We start from the raw sequence: 23,330 nt of genomic DNA on the forward strand, positions 1-23,330 counted from the left end.
AGGTCGCTGAACAAGCCGAGTTCCTCGCTTCAGCCGGCCGTGGCGGGAAAACGCAAGTTGTCTGGCTGGCGCCAGAAACTGGTCACGAATGTCCGGTTGGCACGACTTGGTTGCGCGGTCTGCGGTTTTCAGACACGCGCGGTGGCCGGTTTCAACCCATGCGCCGCGAGCGCGCGACCGACGGTTCAGGCGCTGCTCTTCTTCACCAGCGCCGTGATGTATTCGCGCAGCGACACCACGCCGCGCTCCGGCTGGTCGGGCCGCTCGCAATGGTCCAGCGTGGCGCGCGTCATGGCCGCGTACGACCGGGCCGCCGCATCGGAAAAGCCTTGCGCCTTGAATGCCTGCTCCCACTGCTCGGGCGGCGTCACCTCGACGGCGACCGGCCGTCCCAGCGCCTCGGCGAAGGCCTGCGCCACGTCGGCGGGCATGTAGCGCTGCGGCCCTTCGACAAAGTGCGGCCCCGACGGCGCGGGCGACCCCAGCATCAGCTTCGCGGCGAACTGCCCGAGGTCGTGCGGCGCCACCATCGGCAGGACGAAGTCGGCCGGGTACAGGCTGTGCACCGTGCCGTCTTCGCGCGCGGTTTTCAGCGAGGCGTCCCAGTTGCTCATGTAGTAGGCCGCGCGAATGGCGCTGAACGGCACGGGGCCGGCTTGCAGCGCCTGCTCCATTTCGTAGAGCACGCTCGAATCGCCCACCCCCTGGCCGGAGACATCGGGTTGCGCGCCGTAGGTCGACTCGCCGACGATCTTCTCCAGCTTGCAGCCTTCCAGCGCCGCGACGATGGCATGCAGCGTCTTGCGCTCCTCGGCCACGGTGTCGGTGGACGGCGGCGCTGGCGGGTTGAGCACGAAGACGCGCGTGCCGCCCAGGAACACGCGGTGCAGCGCGGCGGTGTCGAGCACATCGACCACCGCCACGCGCGCGCCCTTGGTCTGCAGTGCCTGCGTCTTGTGCGCGTCGCGGGTGACCACGGTCACGGGCTCGTTGTGCGCGAGCAGCGCCTGCGCCAGAGCCGAGCCGACGTGGCCGGTGGCGCCTAGAACGATGTGCATGAGCTTTCCTCCGCTTCCTCGGTTCAGTTCGGTTCGGTTCGAACGCTTCAGCCGCGCTTCTCTGCGTTGCGCTTGCGCGTGGCCGCGGCCTTCTTCGCGGACGCTGACCGTTCCGCCGCCGTGCGGTTCGCGGCAGCGGCGCCGCCCAGGTGGCCGCCCTTGCGCGCTGGCGCGTGGTTCTCGGCCTTGCCCCGACCGGAGCCGCTCTTCTTGCCGCCGCCGGTCTCGGCATTCACCGTGGCCCAGGCGCGCCTTTCGGCTTCCGCCTTGCCGACGCCGCGCTGTTCGTAGCCCTTCTCGATGTGCTGGGCCTCGCGTTTCTGCTTGTCCGTGTAGGACGACTTGTCGCCTCTTGGCATGGCATGGCTCCTTCGCGTTGTCGCACTGTCACTGTGCGCGTTGAGATGGCTCCATGCTGGGCAAGACGCGTCCGCGTTGGGTAAGAAGACGCACGCGGCGCGCGTCAGCCTTGTCTGGCGTGGCCGGCGAAACCGGCCGTGGCGGCGCTCGTTGGCAAGGGCGGGTCAGCCGCTCTGCTTCATCCGCCGCAGGTGCGCCAGCATTTCCTCGCGCACCACGCCCGTGATGTGGCTGCGCCGCCCACTCTCCAGCATGCCCAGGCGCCGCGCCACCGGCCGGCCCGGCAGCTGCAGCACGCACAGCGCGGGGTCGCTTTCCCAGTCGAAGTTCTTCAGCAGCGGCGCCATGGTGAAGCCCACGTTCTTGCGCACCAGCTCGGCGATGGCCAGCAGCGAATTCAGCTCCAGGAATTCGCGCGGCACCAGCTGCATGCGGCGCAGGTGGCGGTCGATGCGCGCGCCGGTCGGCGTGCGGCGGTCGAAGCGAATGAAGGGGTGCGTGGCGAACAGGTGCGCAATGGAGGTGTCGGGTGACGCGATGCCCGAATTGGCGATGACGGTCAGCGACTCGTCGTAGCACGGCGTCCACAGCAGCCCGGGCACCTCGGGCCACTGCCGCTCGACGACCACGGCCGCGTCGAGCTCGCCGCTCACCACGTCCTGCATCAGCTGCGTCTGCTCGCGCACGCGCAGCTCCACCTCCAGGTTCGGGTGCAGCGACTTCAGCTGCGCCAGCGTGCTCGACAGCAGCCCCATGGCTGAGATGAGCGAGCCGAGCTTGATGGTGCCGGCGATCTGACGCTGGTCCTGCAGGTCGCGCCGCATCGACTCGTACTGCGCCAGCAGCTCCTCCGCGCGCGGCAGCAGCAGGTGGCCGGCGGGGCTCAGCACCATGGTGCGGCCGGTCTTGTCGAACAGGGTCTTGTTCATTTCCCCTTCGAGGGCGCGCATCTGCTGGCCCACGGCCGCCTGCGTGAGCGCGACCTGGTCGGCCGCCGCGGCGAAGGAGCCGCCGCGGGCGGCGGCCACGAAGGTGCGGAGGAAGCGGATGGTGCTCATGGCGGGCGTGCCCGAGGGGCGGCGACGGGTCGCAGACCGACGGAAGGGAAAGTTTTTCTTTATTAATTCTAAATAATTTTTAAATTTATTTTTTCCTGTGCTTCCCAAACAATGCGGGCCATGGTCACTGCCTTAGCGCCTCCAGACGGCAGGCAGATGACAAGACCTCCACCGCCCTCCACTGCCATGACCACCCCTCAGTACTTTCCCCTCGTCGATGTTTCCGGCACGCCCCACGCCCGCGGCGTGCAGCATGGCCGCGCCGTGCCCGAGCGCGTGGCCGGCGGCGTGGCGCTGTACCGCGCCCAGCTCGGCCGCCGCGGCCTGGACGACGCCACCATCCGCCGCCTGGCGCAGTCGATGGTGCCGCTCATCGAGGCGTACGACGCCAGCTACCTCGAGGAGATGCGCGGCATCGCCGAAGGCGCGGGCGTGCCGCTCGAAGACATCGTGATGATCAATTGCCGCACCGAGATGCTCTTCGGCTACGCGGACATGAAGCGCGCAGCCGAACCCGCGGCAGACTCGCCCTCGCCCTCTTCCGAAGACGGCGACTGCACCGGCCTGCTGGTGCTGCCCGCGCGCTCGGCCACCGGCCGGCTCATGCACGCCCACAACTGGGACTGGCGCCAGGAATGCGTGGACACCGGCATCGTGCTGCGCATCCGCAACGCGCTCGGGCCCGACATGCTCACCTTCACCGAGGCCGGCGCGCTGGCGCGCCACGGCTTCAACAGCCACGGCGTGTCGCTCACCGGCAATTCGCTGACCTGCCACGAAGACTTCCAGCACGGTGCCGGCGTGCCGCTGGTGCTGCTGCGCCGCCGCGTGCTGGAGGCCGCCAACCTCGCGCAGGCGATGAAGACCATCTGGGCCTCGAAGCGCTACTGCGCCAACAACATGATCCTGGCGCAGGCCACGGGCAACGACGGCTCGGGCATCAGCCTGGAAACCTCGCCGGGCGAGATCTTCTGGACGCTGCCCGAAAACGACCTGCTGGTGCACGCCAACCACTGGATGTCGCCCTCGGCCGTCATCAAGCTGCGCGACCCCGGCCTGCCGCAGCGCCCCGACAGCATCTACCGCCAGCACCGCGTGGAAAACGCGCTGGGCCGCGTCATCTCGCAACCCGAAGGCCGCATCGACTGGACCCACGTGAAGGCCGCGCTGGCCGACGAGTTCGGCAAGCCCGACGGCGTGCTGCGCACCCCGAAGCCGGCCGACTTCAGCAGCATCTCGGCCACGGTGGCCACCACCCTCATGGACGCGGCCAACCGCGTGATGTGGGTCGCCCGCAAGCCCTACGAGGCCCGCAACTTCCAGGAATACACGCTCTGAGCCGCGCCGCCATGACACAAGCAAACACCCCCGCAGCCACTTCCTCGAACGTTCCCGCAAACGCTTCCAGCGAAGCCACCACCGCGCTGGCCGACCAGCGCGCCCGCGCCATCTACGACCTGGGCCCGAGCACCGTCTACGCCTCGCGCACCGACCCGCGCTTCTCGTACTGCACCTACGTGCCGCACCACATCGGCAAGCCGGGCGCGCGCCCCATGCAGCTGGTGGTGGTCATGCACGGCACGGGCCGCGCCTTCGTCAACTACCGCGAGGCCTTCAGCGGCTTCGCCAAGTGGAACGACTGCATCGTGCTGTGCCCGCTGTTCCCGGCGGGCGTGCGCGGCGACGGCAACCGCGACGGCTTCAAGCACCTGGTGGAAGCCGACATCCACTACGACCGCATCCTGCTGGACATGGTGGCCGAGGTGGCCGAGAAGTTCGGCTGCGACTTCAGCCGCTTCGCCCTCTTCGGCTACTCGGGCGGCGGCCAGTTCGCCAACCGCTTCGCCATGCTGCACCCCGAGCGCCTGTGGGCGGTGTCCATCGGCGCGCCGGGCTCGGTGACGCAGCTCGACCCGACGCAGGGCTGGTGGGTGGGCACCAGGGACTTCGAGGCGCGCTTCGGCAAGCCCATCGACCTGGACGCGCTGCGCCACGTGCCGGTGCAGATGATTGCCGGCAAGGCCGACATCGAGACCTGGGAAATCACCCACCGCGAAGGCGGCAAGTACTACATGCCCGGCGCCAACGACGCGGGCAAGACCCGGCCCGAGCGGCTGGACACGCTGCGCCGCTCCTTCGAGGCGGCGGGCGTGGCGGTGCGCTTCGACCTGCTGGACAACGTGCCGCACAACGGCCTGGCCTGCGTGGGCCGCGTGCAAGACTTCCTGGCCGACGCGCTGTATGCGCTGCGCGAGCCGCGCGCCGTGTCGTCGTCGGCCTGAGCGTCCGGCGCTCCGTTCGCAACCCTTTCGCTTCGACAAGGAAAAAGGCCCATGTTCCGTTTCGCAGCCGCCCGCATCGCGATGGCGATTCCCACACTGCTCATCGTGGCGGTGTCGGTGTTCGTGCTGATACGGCTGATTCCCGGCGACCCGGCCCAGTTGCTGCTGGGCGACCTCGCCACGCCCGCCAGCCTGGCCGACCTGCGCACGCGCCTGGGCCTGGACCGCTCGCTGCCGGCGCAGTTCGGCATCTGGTTCGGCCATGTGCTGCAGGGCGACCTGGGCACCTCCATCAACAGCGGGCAGGACGTGCTCTCGCTGGTGACCGACCGCTTTCTCATCAGCGGTCGCATCGTGCTGCTGGCCGTGGCGCTGGCCGCCATGGTGGCGGTGCCCGCGGGCATGGTCGCCGCGTGGAAGCAGAACCGCGCGCCCGACCTGCTGCTGGTCGGCTCGGCCACGCTGCTGGTGTCCATTCCGACCTTCTGGCTCGGGCTGCTGTTGCTGCTGCTGTTCGGGCTGAAGCTGGGCTGGCTGCCGGTGGTGGGCTACGTGGGCATCGCCGAAGACTGGAAGAACGGCCTGCTGTACCTGGTGCTGCCGGTGCTCACGCTGTTCCTGCACGAGATCGGGGTGCTCATGCGCATGGCGCGCGCCAGCACGCTGGAGGTGCTGCGGCTGGACTACATCACGCATGCGCGCGCCAAGGGCCTGTCGGAGCGCGCGGTGCTCATGCGCCACGCCTTCAAGAACGCCTTCGGCCCGACCTGGACGCTCATCGGCCTGGTGCTGGGCAACCTGCTGGGCGGCATCGCGGTGGTGGAAACGGTGTTCACCATTCCGGGCTTGGGCCGGCTGCTGGTCGACGCGATCTTCGCGCGCGACTACCCGGTGATCCAGGGCTGCCTGCTGTTCGTGGCGGTGATCTACGTGGTGGTGAACCTCGTCATCGACCTTTGCTATCCCTTCTTCGACCCCCGCGTCGCCGTCGAATGAGCACGATGAAACGCAAGAAACGCATTCCCCTGAACGCCCTGGTGGGCATCGTCGTGGTCGCCCTCATCGTGGGCGCCGCGCTGCTGAGCCTGGTGTGGACGCCGCACGACCCGCTGCGCATCAACTTCGGATCGCGCCTGAAGCTGCCCGGCGGCGCCTACCTGCTGGGCACCGACGAGTTCGGCCGCGACGAGCTCTCGCGGCTCATGGCCGGCGCCGCCACCAGCGTGTGGATCGGCGTGCTGACGGTGGGCTTCTCGATCGTGGTGGGCAGCATCGTGGGCGTGCTCACGGGCTTCCTGCGCGGCTGGACCGACCGCATCGTGATGGCCTTCAACAACGCGCTGCTGGCCTTTCCCGGCCTGCTGCTGGCGCTGGGCCTGCTGGCGGTGGTGGGCGCGAACCAGTACGGCATCGTGCTGGCGCTGGGGCTGGCCTACACGCCCTCGGTGACGCGCATCGTGCGCGGCACGGTGCTGTCGCTGCGCGAAAAGGAGTTCATCGAGTCGTCCCGCGTGCTGGGCAACTCCGAGCTGTACACCATGGTGCGCCACGTGCTGCCCAACTGCACCGCGCCGCTCACGGTGCTGGCCACCTCGATGTTCGGCTGGGTGATATTGGCCGAGAGCGCGCTGTCGTTCCTGGGCCTGGGCGTGCCGCCGCCGGCGCCCACCTGGGGCAACATGCTGGCCTCGGCCCGCCCGTTCATGGCGCAGGCCAGCTACCTCTCGATTCTTCCGGGCCTGTGCATCGCGCTGACGCTGCTGGGCATCAACCTGCTGGGCGACGCGGTGCGCGACTGGCTCGACCCGCGCATGAAGGGCGTGCAATGACCACCACCACAACCCACGGCCCGCTGGTCAGCGTGGAAGGCCTGACGCTGGCTGTCGGCCACGGCGGCCGCGAGATCGTGCGCAACGTGTCCTTCGACATCGCGCCGGGCGAGATGGTCGGCATCGTCGGCGAATCGGGCAGCGGCAAGACGCAGGCCGCGCGCGCCCTCATGGGCCTCACGCCGCCGCCGCTGGTGCGCACGGCGGGCCGCATCCTGTTCGAGGGCGAAGACCTGGCGCTGGCCAAGCCGGCGCGGCTGCGCGAGCTGCGCGGCGCGCGCGTGGGCATGGTGTTCCAGGAGCCCATGACCTCGCTGAACCCGTCGATGACCATCGGCAAGCAGCTGGGCGAGGCGCTGGCGCTGCACCGGCGCGACCTGGGCGCGGCCGCGCGCGAGGCGCGCATTCTCGACATGCTGGCGCGCGTGGGCATCCGCGACCCCAAGGGCGCGCTCGCGGCCTGGCCGCACGAGTTCTCGGGCGGCATGCGGCAACGGATGATGCTGGCCTCGGTGATGCTGCTGGAGCCCGCGCTGCTGATCGCCGACGAGCCCACCACCGCGCTCGACGCCGTGGTGCAGCGCGACGTGCTGGAGCTGATGGTCGGCCTCACGCGCGAGCACCGCACGGCCGTGCTCATGATCAGCCACGACCTGCCCATGGTCGCGCGCTTCACCCAGCGCATGGTCGTCATGCGCCACGGCGAGGTGAAGGAAACCGGCCGCACCGACGAGATGCTCGAGCGCCCGAAGCACGACTACACCCGCGAGCTGCTGCAGGCCATGCCGCGCCGCATGCCCGCGCGCCAGGTGCCCGACGAGGCGCCCGTGGTCGAGGTGCGCAACCTGGTGGTCGACTACGCCGGCCACCGCCGCCTGTTCGCCAAGGCCGTGCCCAAGCGCGCGCTGCACGGCATCGACCTGGTGGTGCGCCCGCGCGAGGTGGTGGCGGTGGTGGGCGGCTCGGGCTCGGGCAAGACCACGCTGGGCCGCACCATCGCGGGCCTGATCAAGCCGAGCGAAGGCGACATCCTGTTCCGCGGCCGGCCCATCCTGCGTTCGGACGCGGGCTGGGAAGACTACCGGCTGCAGTGCCAGATGGTGTTCCAGGACCCGTACGCCTCGCTCGATCCGCGCATGACCATCGGCCAGCTGGTGGGCGAAGGCCTGCGGCTGGTGAAGGGCATGTCGTCGCCCGACAAGGCCCGGCGCGTGGCCGAGGTGCTCGACGAGGTGGGCCTGGGCACCGCCTATGCGCCGCGCTACGCGCACGAGCTGTCCGGCGGCCAGCGCCAGCGCGTGGCCATTGCGCGCGCCATCGTGCGCCGCCCCGCTTTCGTGATCGCCGACGAGCCGGTGTCCGCGCTCGATGTGACCGTGCGCGCGCAGGTGCTCGAGCTGTTCGCCGAGCTGCAGAAGCGCCACGGCTTCTCGTGCCTGTTCATCAGCCACGACCTGGGCGTGGTCGAGCAGGTGGCCGACCGCGTGATCGTGATGCAGGACGGCCGCATCGTCGAGCAAGGCCCGCGCGACGCGGTGTTCGACGCGCCGCAGCAGGACTACACGCGCAAGCTGCTGTCCGCCATTCCGGCGCTGGAGCCCACGCCCGCCGGTGGCGTGCGGCTGCGCTGGCGCTTCGGGGCCGAAACGCCGGTGCCGGCCTTCGCCTGATTTCTTTGTCTTTGAACCGCAGGAGTCCCTCATGCCCCGCTTCACCCTTCGCCGCGCCGCCCTCGCCGCCGTTCCCGCGGCCTGCCTGGCCGCATCGGCCGCCTTCGCGCAGACCACCGTCACCGTGGCGCAGCCCGCCGACATCCGCTCCACCAACCCCGGCGTGAACCGCGACAACACCACCGACGGCGTGCTGCTCAACGTGGTCGAGGGGTTGGTCGGCTACCGCGCGGACGGCAGCGTGGGCCCGCTGCTGGCGCAGTCGGTCGATGTGTCGGCCGACGGCCTCACCTACACCTTCAAGCTGCGCAAGGGCGTGAAGTTCCACAACGACGCGCCGCTCACCGCCGCCGACGTGGCCTGGAACTGGAAGCGCTACATGGACCCGAAGACCGACTGGCGCTGCACCAGCGAGTACGACGGGCGCAACGGCCTGAAGGTGGTGGACACCGCCACGCCCGACGACGCCACCTTCGTCATGAAGATCAACAAGCCCTCGGCCGTGTTCCTGGACACGCTCGCGCGCACCGACTGCGGCATGACGGCCATCCTGCACAAGAGCTCGCTGAAGGCCGACGGCAGCTGGGACAAGCCGGTGGGCACCGGCCCCTTCAAGTTCGGCGAATGGAAGCGCGGCGAGTACGTGACGCTCACGGCCTTCAAGGGCTACACCTCGTCGCCCGGCGCCACCAGGTCCGACGGCTACACCGGCCTGAAGGCGCCGCTGGTGGACACGGTCAGGTTCCTGGTGGTGCCCGATGCGGCCACGGCCGCGGCCGGCCTGAAATCGGGCGCGATCGACGCCGGGCAGATCACGTCGAGCGACGCGCAGGAGCTGAAGACCGACCGCAACCTCACGGTGCAGGCGCCGCCCGAGGCCATCAAGAACGTGCTGCTGATCCAGACGCGCGACCCGCTGCTGAAGAACCAGAAGCTGCGCCAGGCCATCGCGGCCTCGCTGGACATCGAGCAGATCGTGGCGGCCGCCTCCGAAGGGCTGGGCGCGGTGAACAACTCGGCCATCCACAAGGGCTCGGCCTTCTACAGCGCCGCGCAGAAGAAGGGCTGGCACTACGACCCGGCGCAGGCCGCCAAGCTGCTGCGCGAGGCCGGCTACAAGGGCGAGAAGATCACCATCCAGACCAACAAGCGCGCCCACGTGCCCAGCTACACGGTGGCCGTGCTGGCGCAGGCCATGATGCAGGCGGTGGGCATCAACGCGCAGATCGAGGTGCTCGAATGGGCCACGCAGCTCGACCGCTACAACAGCGGCAACTACCAGATGAGTTCGTTCAGCTATTCGTCGCGGCTGGACCCGGCGCTGAGCTACGAGCAGTTCTCCGGCCCCAAGGACAAGCAGGCGCGCAAGGTGTGGGAAGACCCGCAGGCGCTGAAGCTCATCGACGACAGCTTCACCGAGGCCGACCCGAAGAAGCGCCAGGTGCTGTTCGACCAGATCCACGCGCAGATGATCCAGCAGGTGCCCATGGTGATGCTGTTCAACGGCATCGACGCCTGGGCGGTGCGCAAGCGCGTGAGCGGCTTTGCGGTGTGGGAAGGCAAGCCCCGCCTGTGGGGCGTGTCGGTCACGGCGACGCGCGGCTGAAGCCCAGCAACGGCATCGGGACCGGCACGGGAACAGGCATCGACAACGGCACCGGCACTACCGGTGCCAGCGCGGCCACCATGGCCAGCAGCGTGTCGCCGAAGCCGCCGCGCGCGCGTGCGTCGGTGCGGGCGCTGGTGGTCACGCGGGGGCCGGCGCTCCAGGCGATGCGCGCGCCGATGGCCGTGAGCGACTCGACCAGCGCCACGTCTTCGCTGCAGGCCAGCGGCGCGAAGCCGCCGGCGCGGCGGTAGGCCTCGGCGGCCACGCCGAGGTTGGCGCCGTGCACATGCCGGTGGCCGTCGGCGTGCGTGTAGCGGCTGTCGAAATGCGCCTGCACGCGCTCGCCTTCCGTGCCGTGCACGCTCCAGTCTTCCACCGCCACGCAGCCGCACACCGCGTCGGCCTGCTCCGCGAGCTGCATCACCAGCCAGTCGGGCGAGACCACGGTGTCGGCGTCGGTGAAGGCGAGCCAGCGCGCGCCGGCCTCGATGCACAGCTCGGCCCCGCGCGCGCGGGCAATGCCCACGTTGCGCGCCGCCAATGACAAGCGCGCCACGCCGTGCGCGAGCACCACGTCTTCCGTGGCGTCGCTGCAGCTGTCGAGCACGACCACCACTTCCACCGCTTCTCCGGCCAGCGCCGGGTGCGCCGCCGCCAGCTGCACGGCGGCCAGCGCGGCGCCGATGCGTTCGCACTCGTTGTGCGCGGGAATGACGACGCCGATCACCGGATGCCCTCCCGCTGCGCCACCGAGCGCGCGTCGCGCGACCACAGCTGCAGCACGAAATCGTCTTCCTCGTGCAGCACGAGGCGTGCGAGCCCCAGCTCGGCGAGGATGCCCTGCACGTCCTTCGTGGCGAGGCTGCGCTGTTCGAAGTCGGGCCGCCAGTCGCAGGCGACCAGCGTGCCGTCGTCGTCCAGCGACAGCGCGCAGCACTCTGCCACGCGCTGCATGTCGCTGCGCGGCAGGAAGTAGCCGACCTCGCTGAGCACGATCAGGTCGAAGCCGCCGGCGTCGTGCGGCCATTCGGACGGCAGCGTGTGGCGCGCGACCTGCACGTTGGGCAGGGCTTCGGTGCGCTGGCGGGCCAGCGCGACGGCCTGCGCGTTGAAGTCACTGGCCAGCAGTTCGTCGCAGCGCTGCGCGAGCGCGAGCGTGAGCTCGCCGATGCCGCAGCCGGGTTCGTAGGCGCGGCGAAAGCGCGGCTGCGGCAAGGCGGCCAGCAGCACGGCGCGCTTGCGGGCCTCGTACCAGCGCTGGCGCGAGGCGTAGGGGTCGTCGCTGGCGGCGTAGAGGGCGTCGAAGTACGGGCGCTGGTCCCGATCCTGGTCCTGCTGGCCCTGATGGCCCTGCGCCTTTTCGGCGGGCCCGCTCACAGGAACACCACTTCGTAAGGCCGCGCCGCGCGCTCGACGGTGGTGGCCCGCAGCACCGGGCCGGAGCCGGTGGACGCATCGCGCCGCAACTGGCTGGTAAAGGCCTGCACGGCGGCGCGCTTGCGGCGCACGGCCTCGGCGCTCAGCGGCAGGCGAAAGGCGTTCTTCCACGGCATGCGGCTGTCGCCGGGGCGGGACCAGTGCCAGCCCCACACCGGCACCTCGACCAGCCGCGCGCCGGCGCTGGCCGCGGCCAGCGCGCAGGCCTCGCCGGTGACCTCGTGGTCGGGGTGGCCGTCTTGCCGCCAGGTGGTAAAGACCACGTCGCCCGGGCGCAGCAGCGACACCAGCTGCGCCGCGAGCAAGGCGCGCATGTCCTTGAGGCCGCCGTCGGGCAGGCCGAGCCGCGCCGGCGCGATGGACAGGCCCAGCCGGCGCAAGGCGCGCAGGCTTTCTCGCGGACGGGCCTGCGCCAGCCGCTCGGCCGACCATTCGGTCGAGCCGCTGTGGCTGGCGGTGCCGTCGGTCACTGCGATCACCTCGACCGGCGTGCCGCTGTCGGCCAGTTGCGCCAGCAGGCCGCCCACCGAGAGCACCTCGTCGTCGGGGTGCGGCGCGACGACCACCGCGCGCGAGCCCTCGGGCACCAGCGCGCGCAGGTCGATGTGCGGCAACTCGGCCAGGCCCGGCCAGCGGTGCCATTCGGCTTCGGTGGTGCCTTCGCCCCGGATGGCGCGGCGCTCTACAGGGTCCATGACGCGGTCTCCTCTTCAGATGTCTGGGTGGCCAGCTGGCCGAGCGCCGCGAGGTCGCGCTCGGCGTGGCTCTGGCGCAGGAACACGGGCAGGTCGGCCATGGCCTGCGCGAACTGCGGGTCGCGGCACAGCGGGCCGGCACCGACCGCGCGGCCGGCGTGCCGCATCACCTCGGTAGCGGCCTGCTCGACGGCCAGGCGCGCGCGCATCGCGACGCGCTGGGCGTTGTCTTGCGGGTGGCGGTCGATCCAGTCGGCGGTTTCGCGCAGCAACGCGGCGGCGCCGCCCAGCGCCACCTCGATGGCGCCCAGGTGCGCGAGCCGGTGCGCGTCGGCCTTCGGGCCCGTGCCCTTGCGCACCTGGCGCGCGATGCCCAGCGCGCCGCCGAACCAGCACGCTGCAATGCCCGCGCCGCCCTGCCAGAAGCCGGGCCGGCGCACGTAGTCGCCGGGCTGGCCGATCTGCATCGCGCGCGCGCCGTCGAAGCTCACGTCGACGCTCGCGCTCGCGGCCATGCCGACGGCATGCCAGCCCTCGCCGGTGACGCACACGCCGGGCTGGGTCATGGACACGGCCGCCAGGCACGGTTCGCCGGCCGTGTTCCAGCCGCTGACCACCGCGTGCGTCACGCTGGCCGCGCCGGAGCACCAGGCTTTGGTGCCGTGCATGCGAAGGGTCAGCCCTGCGCCGTTGCTGTCGTTTTTGCCGTCTGCGTCGGCCGGCCGGAACACCACTTTCGCGTCCGGCGGCTCGGCGCACCACGTGCCCCAGCGCGCGCCAGGCGGCGTCGCCGGTGCGCCACCGAGTTCGGCCAGGATGGCGAGCGCGTCCGTGTGGCCCTCGAAGAGCTTGACCAGCGACAGGTCGTGCGCGGCCACGGCCGCCAGCACCCGCCAGCGCGCGAGCGTGTGGCCCGAGCCCGGTCGCGGCAGCACGTCGATGCCCGCTTCAACGAGGTGGCCCAACGACAGGCCGCGGCCGTGCCGAAGCGCCAGGGGGGTGAGGACATCGGCGGGAACGGGATCGAACATGGCCTGACGTTAGGCAGGCTATGGGGGTGGGCTCGTCGGCAAGCAGCGTCGTGGCTTGTAGGAGCCGAGCCGCCGCGCGGGTTGCCGGAGGCGGTGTCGGCCGATCGTCGCGGCACCCGCCGTGGAACGCTCGCGAAAACGGCCGCAGAACCGGCCGCAGAGCCGGCGCGCGGAAAGCTAGGCGCTCGCCAGCACCTGCGCGAGGTCCGCCTTCAGCGAGGTCGCGCGCTCGGGCGCTCGCGCCAGCCCCGCATCGACCAGCGCCTGCGCCCGCTCGCGGTCGCCCAGGTGCGCGGCAATGCGGGCCAGGTGCAGCGCGGTGCGCGCGTGGATGCCGTTCGGGTCGGTCTCGCGAAGCAGCTGCTCGAAGCTTTGCGGGTAGCTGCCATGCCGGGCAAAGAAGGCGCGGCCCGGGCCGCTCCATTCGCTCACGATGAACTCGACGCTTTCCTCCGCCTCTTCCTTCGACGCGCCATAGGCCCAGCCGAAGGCTTCGCCCGGCGGCGGGTGCATGCGGTCGCGGAACACGCAGTGCGCTTCCTCGATGTCCCGCGGCGCGACCTGCCCGCCGCCCTCGGTCGGCAAAAAGGCCAGGTGCGCGCCGAGGTTCAGGTAGCAAGCCCCTCCTCCTCTCGCGCCGCTGGCCCCCTGCACATTGAACACATGGACCACCGGGCCGTCGATGCGGCGCAGCGTCTGGCCGGTGCCCTCGAAGCCTTCGGCCTTGAGCACGGGGAACAGCTTCTTTTCGAGGAGCCTGAGAAAGGTCGCGCGGTTCATGGGCTGGGTCGTCTCCGGGTACGCAGGGTGATCGAGTATCGCAAGCCCTCCGTCGGCGCGATGGCGTGCTGCCAAGCCCACCGCGCCGGCCCGCGCAGCACGTACACCGAGCGCGGCTCGATCAGGAACTCGAGCGTGGCCGGCCCCGATGCCGCCGCACCCGGCACGTACGGCCTGAACTGCATCACCGCATCGCCGTGCAGCGAGACGCCGACGATGTCCTCGAAGTCCGGCACGTCGCGGTGCCAGCCCAGCGGCGTGCCGGGCCGGTACTCGGCGATGAGCGCGTGCGTGAGGTCTTCGGGCGCGATGCCGGCCCACGCGGCCGCCTTGTCGCGCAGCGGGTGCAGCTCGGCGGGCATCGGCGCGCCCGGCTTGAGGCGGTTGGTGTCGAAGTCGTAGCTGCCGCCAAAGCCGATGCCGCGCCGGCGCGCCGTGTATTCCTTGTAGCGCATCTCCTTCAGCGGCCAGCCCTGCACCAGGCGCAGCAGCCCGGCCTCTTCGTCGCGCGAGAGAAAGCCGTTTTCGTAGCGCAGCCCTTCGATGGCCGCGACCGGCGCCTGGCCGAACAGGTCGGGCTGGCCGGCGTGCTCCAGGCGTCTAGCGGCGCGCATCGCTCACTCCCTTGCCCACTCCTTTGCCCACTCCCTTGCCCACTCCTTTGCCCACTCCTTTGCCCACTCCTTCGCTCGCACCGTTGCCCAGCCCTTCATTCGCGCCATGCTGCCCGGCGCCCGCCAGCTGCACATGCCACCAGCGCGGCAGCAGCTCGCGGATTTCGGCGCGCGCGAAGCGGTCGTCCAGCAGGTGCAGCACGCCGCGGTCTTCCTCGGTGCGAATCACACGGCCCGCCGCCTGCACCACCTTCTGCAAGCCCGGGTAGAGATAGGTGTACTCGTAGCCCTTGCCGAAGCGCGTCTGCATGCGCTCGCGCGTGATCTCGTTCAGCTCGTTGTACTGCGGCAGCCCCAGGCTGGCCACGAAGGCGCCGATGAGCCGGCTGCCCGGCAGGTCGATGCCCTCGCCGAACGCGCCGCCCAGCACCGCGAAGCCGATGCCCTGCCCGCCCTCCTCGAAACGCGCGATGAAGCCGTGGCGGTCGGCCTCGCGCATGCCGCGCGTCTGCGTCCACACGGGCACGCCGGGGTGCCGCAGCGAGAACGCGGCGCAGGCTTTTTCCAGGTAGTCGAAGCTGCTGAAAAAGGCCAGGTAGTTGCCCGGCATGCGCTCGAACTGCGCGCCGATGATGTCCGCCACGTTGCGCAGCGAGCCCGCGCGGTCCCTGAAGCGCGTGGACACGTGCATGGCCACCTCCACGCGCAGCTGCTGCGCGGTGAAGGGCGAGGCCACGTCCAGCAGCACGGTGTTCTCGGGCAGGCCGAGCGCGTCGCGGTAGAACGCGAACGGCGACAAGGTTCCCGAGAAGCAGGTGACCGACGCCGCATCGCCGAAGCGCGCGGCCAGGAAAGGCGCGGGCACCAGGTTGCGCAGGGCCAGCGTGCGCTCCTGCTGGGTGGCGCCCAGCGTGCGCTCGAACACAGAGTGGTCGCCGAAGGCCTCGGCCAGCCGGGCGAAGTGCAGCGCGTCGAAGAAAAACCGCTGCAGCGGGCCCTGCGAGGCATCGGGCGTGGCCGCGAAGTACTCGGCCATGGCGGTGTTGGCGGCCTGCAGGGTGCGCAGGAAGCGCTCGGGGATCTCGTCGCCGGTTTCGTAGTCGGCCTGCTGCGACTGCTGCACCGTGTCCCACTCGCGGAACAGGCGCGCCAGCGGGCCGCGCAGCACCGAAGGCGCCGCGCGGTGCGCCTCTTCGAGCGCGGCGCCTTCGAGCGACGCGGTGTACATGCCGCGCGCGCGCTCCAGCAGGTTGTGCGCCTCGTCGACCAGCACGGCCACGCGCCAGTCGGCGTCGCGCATGGTGGCGTACAGGAAGGCGCTGCTGTCGAAGTAATAGTTGTAGTCGCCCACGATGGCGTCGGCCCAGTGCGTCATTTCCTGCGCGAGGAAATAGGGGCACACCTCGTGCACCAGGGCGATGTCGCGCAGCGCCTGCCGGTCGAGCCAGGCCACCTGCGCGGCCTGCTCGCGCGCGGCGGGCAGGCGGTCGTAGAAGCCGCGCGCCAGCGGGCAGGCGTCGCCGTGGCAGGCGCGGTCGGGGTACTCGCACACCTTCTCGCGCGCCGCGAGCTCCAGCACGCGCAGGCGGCCGGCGCCCTGCCCCTTGTCGAGCACGCGCAGGGCATCGAGCGCCACCGGGCGGCCCGAGGTCTTGGCGGTGAGGAAGAAGACCTTGTCGATCTTCTGCGCCGCGCGCGCCTTCAGCAGCGGAAACAGCGTGGCCAGCGTCTTGCCGATGCCCGTGGGCGCCTGCGTCATGAGGCAGCGCCCGCCCACGCCGGCGCGGTACACGGCCTCGGCCAGTTCGCGCTGGCCGGCGCGAAAGCTGCGGTAGGGGAATTCGAGCTGCGCCAGGGTCTGGTCGAGCGCGGCGCGGTGGCCGGCCTCGCTCGCGGCCCAGGCGCTGTAGCGCGCGCACAGCGCCTCGAAGTGTTCGCGCAGGGCGTCGCGGGTGTGGTGCTCTTCGAGCACGGTTTCGTCGCCGGTGGCCAGGTCGAGGTAGACCAGCGCCACGGTCATGGCGGTGTGGCCGTCCAGCTCGCACAGCATCCAGCCGTAGCTGCGGGCCTGGGCCCAGTGCAGTGCGCGGTGGTTGCCGCGGATGGCGTCGAAGTCGCCGCGGAAGGTCTTGATTTCTTCGACGCGGGCCTCGGCCACCTCGCCCCCCCTGCCCCGGCGCAGCTCGTAGCCGTCGGCCCGGCCGCGCACCCGCAGCGTGCCGCAGGTGGTGTCCAGCGCCACCTCGCTTTCGTAGCCGTCGCCGCGCCGGTGCTGCACCAGCGCGTGGCCGGCCATGCCCTCCTGCGCGCTGGGCGCGGGCACGAAGCGCAGGTCGAGGTCGCCCGCCTTCGCGCCGAAGGCGCACAGCGCCTTGACGGAAACGACGTGCGTCACGGCAACGGGCGCCGCGGGCGGGTTGGAAAAGGCAGTACCCATTGCGGGCCATTTCTGGCGTGGACTGTATGGATTTACAGTATAGCCAGCCCTGCCGAAGGGCAGTACCCCTGTTTCTTGCCCTGTCGGGGCCTTCTCCGACAGGGCGACCGGCGTTTTTCGGCAAAACTTGACAAGTTTTGCTTACAAATGCGTCCGATGAATACACCCACTGCGATCGACCCCGAAGACTTTGAACGCCTGCTGAGCCGCAACATCAAGCTGCCCCTGATCGGCGGCGTCTTCGGCGCCGTGGTGTTCGTCGGGCTGATCCTGTTCCTGCTCAACACCATCGGCTGGGTCGAGCACACCGACCGCGTCACCCGCGCGGCCAGCGAGCTGCAGCGCCAGAGCATCGACATGGAAACCGGCATGCGCGGCTTCCTGATCACCGGCGACGAAAGCTTCCTGGAGCCCTACCAGAGCGCCCTGCCCCGCATGAAGGGCGACACCGCGGCGTTGCGCGCGCTGGTGGCCGACAACCGCCAGCAGGTGGAGCGCGTCGACCGCATCGCGGGCATCCAGGCGACCTGGCAGGAATTTGCCCGCAGCCTCATCGCCGCGCGCCGCGCCGGCGAAGACGCCCAGGCGCAGGTGCGGCTGGGCCGCGGCAAGCGGCTGACCGACGACATGCGCACCGAATTCAACGCGCTCATGGACACCGAGCAAACGCTGCGCTTCCAGCGCAACAACGACGCCAACCGCACCGCGTGGTGGACCGTGGGGCTGTTCCTGCTGTTCACGGTCGGCTTCACCGGGCTGGTGGCGTACTTCGGGCGGCGCCAGCTGATGCGGCTGTCCGACAGCTACGACGTGGTGCTGAAGGAGCAGGCCGCCCATGCCGAACGGCTGGCGCACGAAGCCTGGCTGCGCAGCGCGCAGACCGAGCTGGTGGGCGAACTGGTGGGCGAGCTGAGCGCGCCCGACATGGGCCGCAAGATACTGGCGTTCTTCTCGCGCTACCTGGGCACGGCGGTCGGCGCCATCTATGTGCGCGAGCGGCACGGCCCGCTGCGCCGGGCGGCGAGCTACGGCTTCTCCAGCGCGGCGGAAGCCACGCCGCAGGTGTTCTCCCCCACCGAGAGCCTGATCGGCCAGGCCGCGGCCGAGCGCCGCCGCATGCTGATCGACCCGGTCGACGCCGACTACCTGAAAGTCAACTCCGGCCTGGGCCAGATGTCGCCCAAGGCGGTGCTGCTGCTGCCGGTGACCGACGGCGGCATGGCCAACGGCGTGGTCGAGCTCGGCCTGCCGGGCCCGCTGGACGAACGCGGCAACCAGCTGCTGGACGTGGTGGCCGACGACATCGGCACCTCGCTGGCGGCCGCGCGCTACCGCGAGCAGCTGCAGGACGTGCTGGCCGAAACCCAGCAGCTGAACGAAGAACTGCAGGTGCAGCAGGAAGAACTGCGCACCGCCAACGAAGAGCTCGAGGAGCAGTCGCGCGCCCTGCGCGCCTCGCAGGCCATGCTGGAGAACCAGCAGGCCGAGCTGGAGCAGACCAACAGCCAACTGTCGGAGCGCACCGAGGCACTCGACCAGCGCAACACCGCCCTGCGCCGCGTGCAGCGCGACCTCGAAGACCGCGCCGACGAGCTGCAGCGCGCCAGCCGCTACAAGTCGGAGTTCCTGGCGAACATGTCGCACGAGCTGCGCACGCCGCTGAACAGCGCGCTCATCCTGGCCAAGCTGCTGGGCGACAACCCGCAGGGCAACCTCTCTCCCGAACAGGTGAAGTTCGCGGACTCCATCTACTCGTCGGGCAACGACCTGCTGGTGCTGATCAACGACATCCTGGACATTGCCAAGGTCGAGGCCGGCAAGCTGGAGGTGGTGACCGAAGACATGTCGCTCGCCAAGCTGGCGCAGAGCCTGGAGAGCACCTTCAGCCCGCTGGCGATGCAGAAGAACCTGAGCTTCCGCCTCGAGATCGGGGCCGACGCGCCGGCCACGCTGGTCACCGACCGCCAGCGCGTGGAGCAGATCCTGAAGAACCTGCTGTCGAACGCGCTGAAGTTCACCGACCGCGGCGAAGTGGCCGTGGTGGTTTCGCCGACCGCGGACGGCGGCGCGGCCTTCGCGGTGTCCGACTCGGGCATCGGCATCGACGCCAAGCAGCACGAGCTGATCTTCGAGGCCTTCCGCCAGGCCGACGGCACCACCAGCCGGCGCTACGGCGGCACCGGGCTGGGGCTGTCGATTTCGCGCGACCTCACGCAGCTGCTGGGCGGCACGCTGACGGTGCAGAGCACGCCGGGCCAGGGCAGCACCTTCATCCTGCAGCTGCCGGCGAAGGCGCCGCAGGCTTCGGGGGCGGCTTCGTCTACATCGAACTTTCCTTCGTCATCGAATTCGTTTGCACCGGCCGCGCACTCCGTCGTCTACACGCCCAAGGCCGTGCCCACCGCCCCGCTGGCACCGCAGGCGCCCTCCCCGGTGCCCGCCCCGCAGTTCGCCGACGACCGCACCATTCCGCGCGACCAGGTGCGCCGCGTGCTGGTCATCGAGGACGAACCGCAGTTCGCGCACATCCTCTACGACCTGGCGCACGAGCTGGGCTACCGCTGCCTGGTGGCGCACGGCGCGGCCGACGGCTTCGAGCTGGCCACGCAGTTCCTGCCCGACGCCATCCTGCTGGACATGCGCCTGCCCGACAGCACCGGGCTGGACGTGCTGCAGCGCCTGAAAGATTCGCCGCACACGCGACACATTCCCATCCATGTGGTGTCGGCCGCCGAGAACGCGCAGGGCGCGGCGCTGCAGATGGGCGCCATCGGCTACGCGCTGAAGCCCGCCACCCGCGACGAGCTCATGAAGGTGTTCGGCCGGCTGGAAGAAAAGCTCACGCAGAAGGTGAAGGTGGTGCTGCTGGTGGAAGACGACGAGCTGCAGCGCGAGAGCGTGATCCGCCTCATCGGCGACGACGACATCGAGATCGTGGCGGTGGGCTCCGGCGAAGAGGCGCTGGAGCTGCTGCGCACCCGCGTGTTCGACTGCATGATCACCGACCTGAAGCTGCCCGACATGCAGGGCAGCGAGCTGCTCAAGGCCATGGCGGCGGAAGAGATCGTGTCGTTCCCGCCGGTCATCGTGTACACCGGGCGCAACCTCACGCGCGACGAGGAAACCGAGCTGCAGCGCTATTCGCGCTCCATCATCATCAAGGGCGCGCGTTCGCCCGAGCGGCTGCTCGACGAGGTGACGCTGTTCCTGCACAAGGTGGAGGCCGAGCTGTCGACCGAGCGCCAGGGCATGCTGAAGACGGCGCGCGGGCGCGACCGCATCTTCGAGGGCCGCACCATCCTGCTGGTGGACGACGACGTGCGCAACATCTTCGCGCTGACCAGCGCGCTGGAAGCGCGTGGCGCCATGGTCGAGATCGGCCGCAACGGCCGCGAGGCGCTCGAAAAGCTCGACCAGGTGAGCGACATCGACCTGGTGCTGATGGACGTGATGATGCCGGAGATGGACGGCCTGGAGGCCACGCGCCGCCTGCGCGCCAACCCGCGCTTCGAGAAGATGCCGGTGATCGCCATCACCGCCAAGGCCACCAAGGACGACCGCGAGCAGTGCCTGGCCGCCGGCGCCAACGACTACCTGGCCAAGCCGGTGGACCTGGAGCGCCTGTTCTCGATGCTGCGCGTGTGGATGCCGAAGATGGAGCGCCTATGACACCACCGCCCGTCACCCGACCGCCCCTGCCCGCGCCGATCTCCCCCGTGTCCTCGTCCGGCCTGCCCCCCACGCCGCCGCACCCGCTGAGCGACACCGAGATCGAGCTGCGCCTGCTGATGGAGGCCATCTACCTCAAGTACAGCTACGACTTCCGCAACTACACCGTGGCCTCGCAGAAGCGCCGCGTGCTGCACGCGCTCGACCAGCTCGGGCTGCCCAGCATCTCGGCGCTGCAGGACAAGGTGCTGCGCGACCCCGCGCTGTTCGGGCGGCTGCTGCAGTTCCTGACGATTCCGGTGAGCGAGATGTTCCGCGACCCGTCCTACTTCCTGGCGCTGCGCCAGCACGTGGTGCCCATCCTGCACACCTACCCGTCGGTGAAGGTGTGGGTGGCCGGCTGCAGCACCGGCGAAGAGGTGTTCTCGCTGGCCATCCTGCTGCGCGAAGAAGGCCTGCTCGCGCGCACGCAGATCTACGCCACCGACATCAACCCCGCCTCGCTCGAGAAAGCTCGCCAGGGCATCTTTCCGCTGGAGGCGATTCGCGGCTACACCACCAACTACCAGCGCGCGGGCGGGCGCAGCTCGTTCTCCGACTACTACACCGCCGCCTACGACGCGGCGCGCTTCGACCCCTCGCTGTGCGCCGACGTGATCTTTGCCGACCACAGCCTGGCCACCGACAGCGTGTTCGCGGAAACGCAGCTGGTGTCGTGCCGCAACGTGCTCATCTACTTCAACCGGCAGCTGCAGGACCGCGCGCTCGGGCTGTTCCACGAGTCGCTGTCGCACCGCGGCTTTCTCGGGCTGGGCTCGAAGGAAAGCATCGACTTCTCGGGCTACTCCGACCGCTTCGACACGCATGCGCGCGCTGAGCGCATCTACCGCAAGCTGGCATGAGGAAACGCTTGCGTTCGTCCATCCAGAAGCGCGTGGACGCGGTGGTGCTGGGCGCCTCGGCCGGCGGCATCGACGCGCTGTACACGCTGCTGCACGAGTTGCCCGCCACCTGGCGGCTGCCCATGGCGGTGGTGCTGCACCTGCCCGAGGACCACGAGAGCCACCTGGCGGAGATCTTCGCGCAGCGCCTGCCCATCGCGGTGCGCGAGGCGGCCGACAAGATGCCGCTGGCCGGCGGCAGCCTGTACTTCGCGCCGCCGGGCTACCACCTGTCCATCGAGCGCGAGCGCACCTTTTCGCTCAGCTGCGAACCGCCGGTGCTGTTCTCGCGCCCGTCGATCGACGTGCTGATGGGCTCGGCCGCCGATGCCTACGGCCCCGCGCTCGCGGGCTTCCTGCTGACCGGCGCGAACTACGACGGCGCCGAAGGCCTCCACCGCATTCACCTGGCCGGCGGGCTCACCGCCGTCCAGGAACCGACAGAAGCACAGATTCCCACCATGCCCCAAGCCGCCATCGCGCGCCACGCTCCCGACTACGTGCTCCCCTTGCGCGAACTGCGCGAGCTGCTGCTCCAACTGGAGACCGCCCAATGAACATTGACATCGAAAGCAAGCTGCTGATCGTCGATGACCTGCCGGAAAACCTGCTGGCGCTGGAGGCGCTCATTCGGGCGCCGGGCCGCGTGGTGTACCGCGCGGCCTCCGCCGAGGCGGCGCTGGCGCTGCTGCTGGAGCACGAGTTCGCGCTGGCCATCGTCGACGTGCAGATGCCGGGCATGAACGGCTTCGAGCTGGCCGAGCTGATGCGCGGCACCGAGCGCACGCGCCACATTCCCATCATCTTCGTGAGCGCCGCGGGCCGCGAGCTGAACTACGCCTTCCAGGGCTACGAGAGCGGCGCGGTCGACTTCCTGCACAAGCCGCTGGACCCGCACGCGGTGGTCAGCAAGGTGAACGTGTTCGTCGACCTGTACCGCCACCGCAAGGCGCTGCGCCACGAGATGGAGTCGCTGGCCGCCGCGCACCGCAAGCAGGAAGAACTGGTGCAGCAGCTGCAGCACACGCAGGGCGAGCTGGAGCGCGCGGTGCGCATGCGCGACGACTTCATGTCGATGGTGTCGCACGAGCTGCGCACGCCGCTGAACACGCTGTACCTGGAAGCGCAGCTGCGCCAGCTGCACCTGTCCAAGGGCAACCTCGCGAGCTTTGCGCCCGAGCGGCTGCCCGCCATGATCGAGCGCGACCAGCGGCAGATTCGCAACATGGTGCGCCTCATCGACGACATGCTCGACGTGACGCGCATGCGCCGCGACGCGTTGTCGATACAGACCAAGCCGGTGGACCTGGCCGCGCTGTCGCGCGCAGTGGTCGAGAACCTGCACCAGCAGGCCGAGGCCGCGGGCTCGGTCATCACGCTGCACGCGCCGGCCGAGCTGCGCGGCGTGTGGGACGAGTTCCGCATCGAGCAGGTGCTGACCAACCTGCTGACCAACGCGCTGCGCTATGGCGGCGGCAAGCCGGTGGAGATGGTGGTGCGCCAGACCGACGGAACCGACAAGACCGGCGAAAGCGGCGGCATGGCGCAGGTGGCCGTGCGCGACCAGGGCATCGGCATCGCGCCCGAAGACCAGGGCCGCATCTTCGAGCAGTTCGAGCGCACCGCCGACAGCCACAAGCATGCGGCCGGCCTGGGGCTGGGGCTGTACATCACGCGCAAGATCGTGAGCCTGCACGGCGGGCGCATCGGCGTGCAGAGCGCGCCGGGCGAAGGCTCGCGCTTCGTGGTCGACCTGCCGCTGGACGCGACGGACGCCACCGAAGTGCCAGGCAGCGACAAAGAGAAAGAAGGCACGCAAACGTAGGCATGCTCCTACCGCGGCGCCCGCGCGGCGCCGCG

The 23,330-nt window shown here is 70.2% G+C and carries 20 protein-coding genes; 10 read left to right on the forward strand and 10 right to left on the reverse strand.

The window, feature by feature from the left end; all coding sequences use genetic code 11:
• Positions 1 to 185: 185 nt before the first annotated feature.
• From QTI51_RS08850 to QTI51_RS08860, 3 genes are all read right to left on the reverse strand, one after another.
• A complete protein-coding gene (locus QTI51_RS08850) occupies positions 186 to 1,058 on the reverse strand; it encodes an NmrA family NAD(P)-binding protein (RefSeq protein WP_116907657.1) in 873 nt (290 codons plus the stop codon).
• A 47-nt stretch (positions 1,059 to 1,105) separates the two neighbouring features.
• Positions 1,106 to 1,417: a plasmid stabilization protein gene (locus QTI51_RS08855; RefSeq protein ID WP_116907656.1), complete on the reverse strand. Its 312-nt coding sequence runs from the start codon at positions 1,415 to 1,417 to the stop codon at positions 1,106 to 1,108.
• 165 nt (positions 1,418 to 1,582) lie between these two features.
• Positions 1,583 to 2,476, reverse strand: coding sequence for a LysR substrate-binding domain-containing protein (locus QTI51_RS08860; protein WP_116907655.1), 894 nt, complete (start codon positions 2,474 to 2,476; stop codon positions 1,583 to 1,585).
• A gap of 186 nt (positions 2,477 to 2,662) precedes the next feature.
• Here QTI51_RS08860 and QTI51_RS08865 point away from each other — a divergent pair, with 186 nt between their 5' ends.
• From QTI51_RS08865 to QTI51_RS08890, 6 genes are read left to right on the forward strand one after another with little or no spacing between them, the layout of a single operon-like run.
• Positions 2,663 to 3,814 (forward strand): C45 family autoproteolytic acyltransferase/hydrolase, encoded by a 1,152-nt coding sequence (locus QTI51_RS08865; RefSeq protein WP_116907654.1) that lies wholly within the window; start codon positions 2,663 to 2,665, stop codon positions 3,812 to 3,814.
• A gap of 11 nt (positions 3,815 to 3,825) precedes the next feature.
• Positions 3,826 to 4,758 carry an alpha/beta hydrolase family protein gene (locus tag QTI51_RS08870; RefSeq protein WP_286515950.1) on the forward strand — a complete coding sequence of 311 codons (933 nt, stop codon included), beginning with the start codon at positions 3,826 to 3,828 and terminating at the stop codon, positions 4,756 to 4,758.
• Between the two features lie 51 nt (positions 4,759 to 4,809).
• Positions 4,810 to 5,754, forward strand: a complete 945-nt coding sequence (locus QTI51_RS08875) for an ABC transporter permease (RefSeq protein ID WP_116907653.1) — start codon at positions 4,810 to 4,812, stop codon at positions 5,752 to 5,754.
• Between the two features lie 5 nt (positions 5,755 to 5,759).
• On the forward strand, positions 5,760 to 6,587 hold the full coding sequence (locus QTI51_RS08880; RefSeq protein WP_116907870.1) for an ABC transporter permease: 828 nt from the start codon (positions 5,760 to 5,762) through the stop codon (positions 6,585 to 6,587).
• Positions 6,584 to 8,257, forward strand: coding sequence for an ABC transporter ATP-binding protein (locus QTI51_RS08885; RefSeq protein ID WP_116907652.1), 1,674 nt, complete (start codon positions 6,584 to 6,586; stop codon positions 8,255 to 8,257). Before QTI51_RS08880 ends, QTI51_RS08885 begins: the two co-directional genes overlap by 4 nt.
• Before the next feature lie 31 nt (positions 8,258 to 8,288).
• The gene (locus tag QTI51_RS08890) at positions 8,289 to 9,863 is read left to right on the forward strand and encodes an ABC transporter substrate-binding protein (protein WP_116907651.1); all 1,575 of its coding nucleotides are present in this window, start codon (positions 8,289 to 8,291) and stop codon (positions 9,861 to 9,863) included.
• Here QTI51_RS08890 and QTI51_RS08895 read toward each other — a convergent pair.
• The 7 genes from QTI51_RS08895 to QTI51_RS08925 all read right to left on the reverse strand — a co-directional run bounded on the left by QTI51_RS08895 (position 9,844) and on the right by QTI51_RS08925 (position 16,860).
• Positions 9,844 to 10,593 (reverse strand): glycosyltransferase family 2 protein, encoded by a 750-nt coding sequence (locus QTI51_RS08895; RefSeq protein WP_116907869.1) that lies wholly within the window; start codon positions 10,591 to 10,593, stop codon positions 9,844 to 9,846. The genes QTI51_RS08890 and QTI51_RS08895 overlap by 20 nt on opposite strands.
• The gene (locus QTI51_RS08900; RefSeq protein ID WP_116907650.1) at positions 10,590 to 11,243 is read right to left on the reverse strand and encodes a class I SAM-dependent DNA methyltransferase; all 654 of its coding nucleotides are present in this window, start codon (positions 11,241 to 11,243) and stop codon (positions 10,590 to 10,592) included. The genes QTI51_RS08895 and QTI51_RS08900 overlap by 4 nt, the downstream gene beginning before the upstream one ends.
• Positions 11,240 to 11,998 carry a PIG-L deacetylase family protein gene (locus QTI51_RS08905; RefSeq protein ID WP_116907649.1) on the reverse strand — a complete coding sequence of 253 codons (759 nt, stop codon included), beginning with the start codon at positions 11,996 to 11,998 and terminating at the stop codon, positions 11,240 to 11,242. The genes QTI51_RS08900 and QTI51_RS08905 overlap by 4 nt, the downstream gene beginning before the upstream one ends.
• Positions 11,986 to 13,029 (reverse strand): acyl-CoA dehydrogenase family protein, encoded by a 1,044-nt coding sequence (locus tag QTI51_RS08910; RefSeq protein ID WP_116907648.1) that lies wholly within the window; start codon positions 13,027 to 13,029, stop codon positions 11,986 to 11,988. Before QTI51_RS08910 ends, QTI51_RS08905 begins: the two co-directional genes overlap by 13 nt.
• Positions 13,030 to 13,206: 177 nt before the next feature.
• The gene (locus QTI51_RS08915) at positions 13,207 to 13,809 is read right to left on the reverse strand and encodes a DUF4304 domain-containing protein (RefSeq protein WP_116907647.1); all 603 of its coding nucleotides are present in this window, start codon (positions 13,807 to 13,809) and stop codon (positions 13,207 to 13,209) included.
• Entirely contained in the window at positions 13,806 to 14,423 is a 618-nt protein-coding gene (locus QTI51_RS08920; RefSeq protein ID WP_116907646.1) for an alpha-ketoglutarate-dependent dioxygenase AlkB, read from the reverse strand. Before QTI51_RS08920 ends, QTI51_RS08915 begins: the two co-directional genes overlap by 4 nt.
• Positions 14,410 to 16,860, reverse strand: coding sequence for an ATP-dependent DNA helicase (locus tag QTI51_RS08925; RefSeq protein ID WP_286515949.1), 2,451 nt, complete (start codon positions 16,858 to 16,860; stop codon positions 14,410 to 14,412). Before QTI51_RS08925 ends, QTI51_RS08920 begins: the two co-directional genes overlap by 14 nt.
• A gap of 156 nt (positions 16,861 to 17,016) precedes the next feature.
• Here QTI51_RS08925 and QTI51_RS08930 point away from each other — a divergent pair, with 156 nt between their 5' ends.
• The 4 genes from QTI51_RS08930 to QTI51_RS08945 are packed head-to-tail and all read left to right on the forward strand — an operon-like array spanning position 17,017 to position 23,295.
• Positions 17,017 to 20,529: a response regulator gene (locus tag QTI51_RS08930; protein WP_116907645.1), complete on the forward strand. Its 3,513-nt coding sequence runs from the start codon at positions 17,017 to 17,019 to the stop codon at positions 20,527 to 20,529.
• Positions 20,526 to 21,431: a CheR family methyltransferase gene (locus QTI51_RS08935; RefSeq protein ID WP_286515948.1), complete on the forward strand. Its 906-nt coding sequence runs from the start codon at positions 20,526 to 20,528 to the stop codon at positions 21,429 to 21,431. The genes QTI51_RS08930 and QTI51_RS08935 overlap by 4 nt, the downstream gene beginning before the upstream one ends.
• Positions 21,428 to 22,027 (forward strand): chemotaxis protein CheB, encoded by a 600-nt coding sequence (locus QTI51_RS08940; RefSeq protein WP_116907644.1) that lies wholly within the window; start codon positions 21,428 to 21,430, stop codon positions 22,025 to 22,027. Before QTI51_RS08935 ends, QTI51_RS08940 begins: the two co-directional genes overlap by 4 nt.
• Positions 22,024 to 23,295 (forward strand): hybrid sensor histidine kinase/response regulator, encoded by a 1,272-nt coding sequence (locus QTI51_RS08945; protein WP_116907643.1) that lies wholly within the window; start codon positions 22,024 to 22,026, stop codon positions 23,293 to 23,295. The genes QTI51_RS08940 and QTI51_RS08945 overlap by 4 nt, the downstream gene beginning before the upstream one ends.
• Positions 23,296 to 23,330: the final 35 nt, after the last annotated feature.

It is taken from the genome of Variovorax sp. J22G73, from assembly GCF_030317035.1.
GTDB lineage: Bacteria > Pseudomonadota > Gammaproteobacteria > Burkholderiales > Burkholderiaceae_C > Variovorax.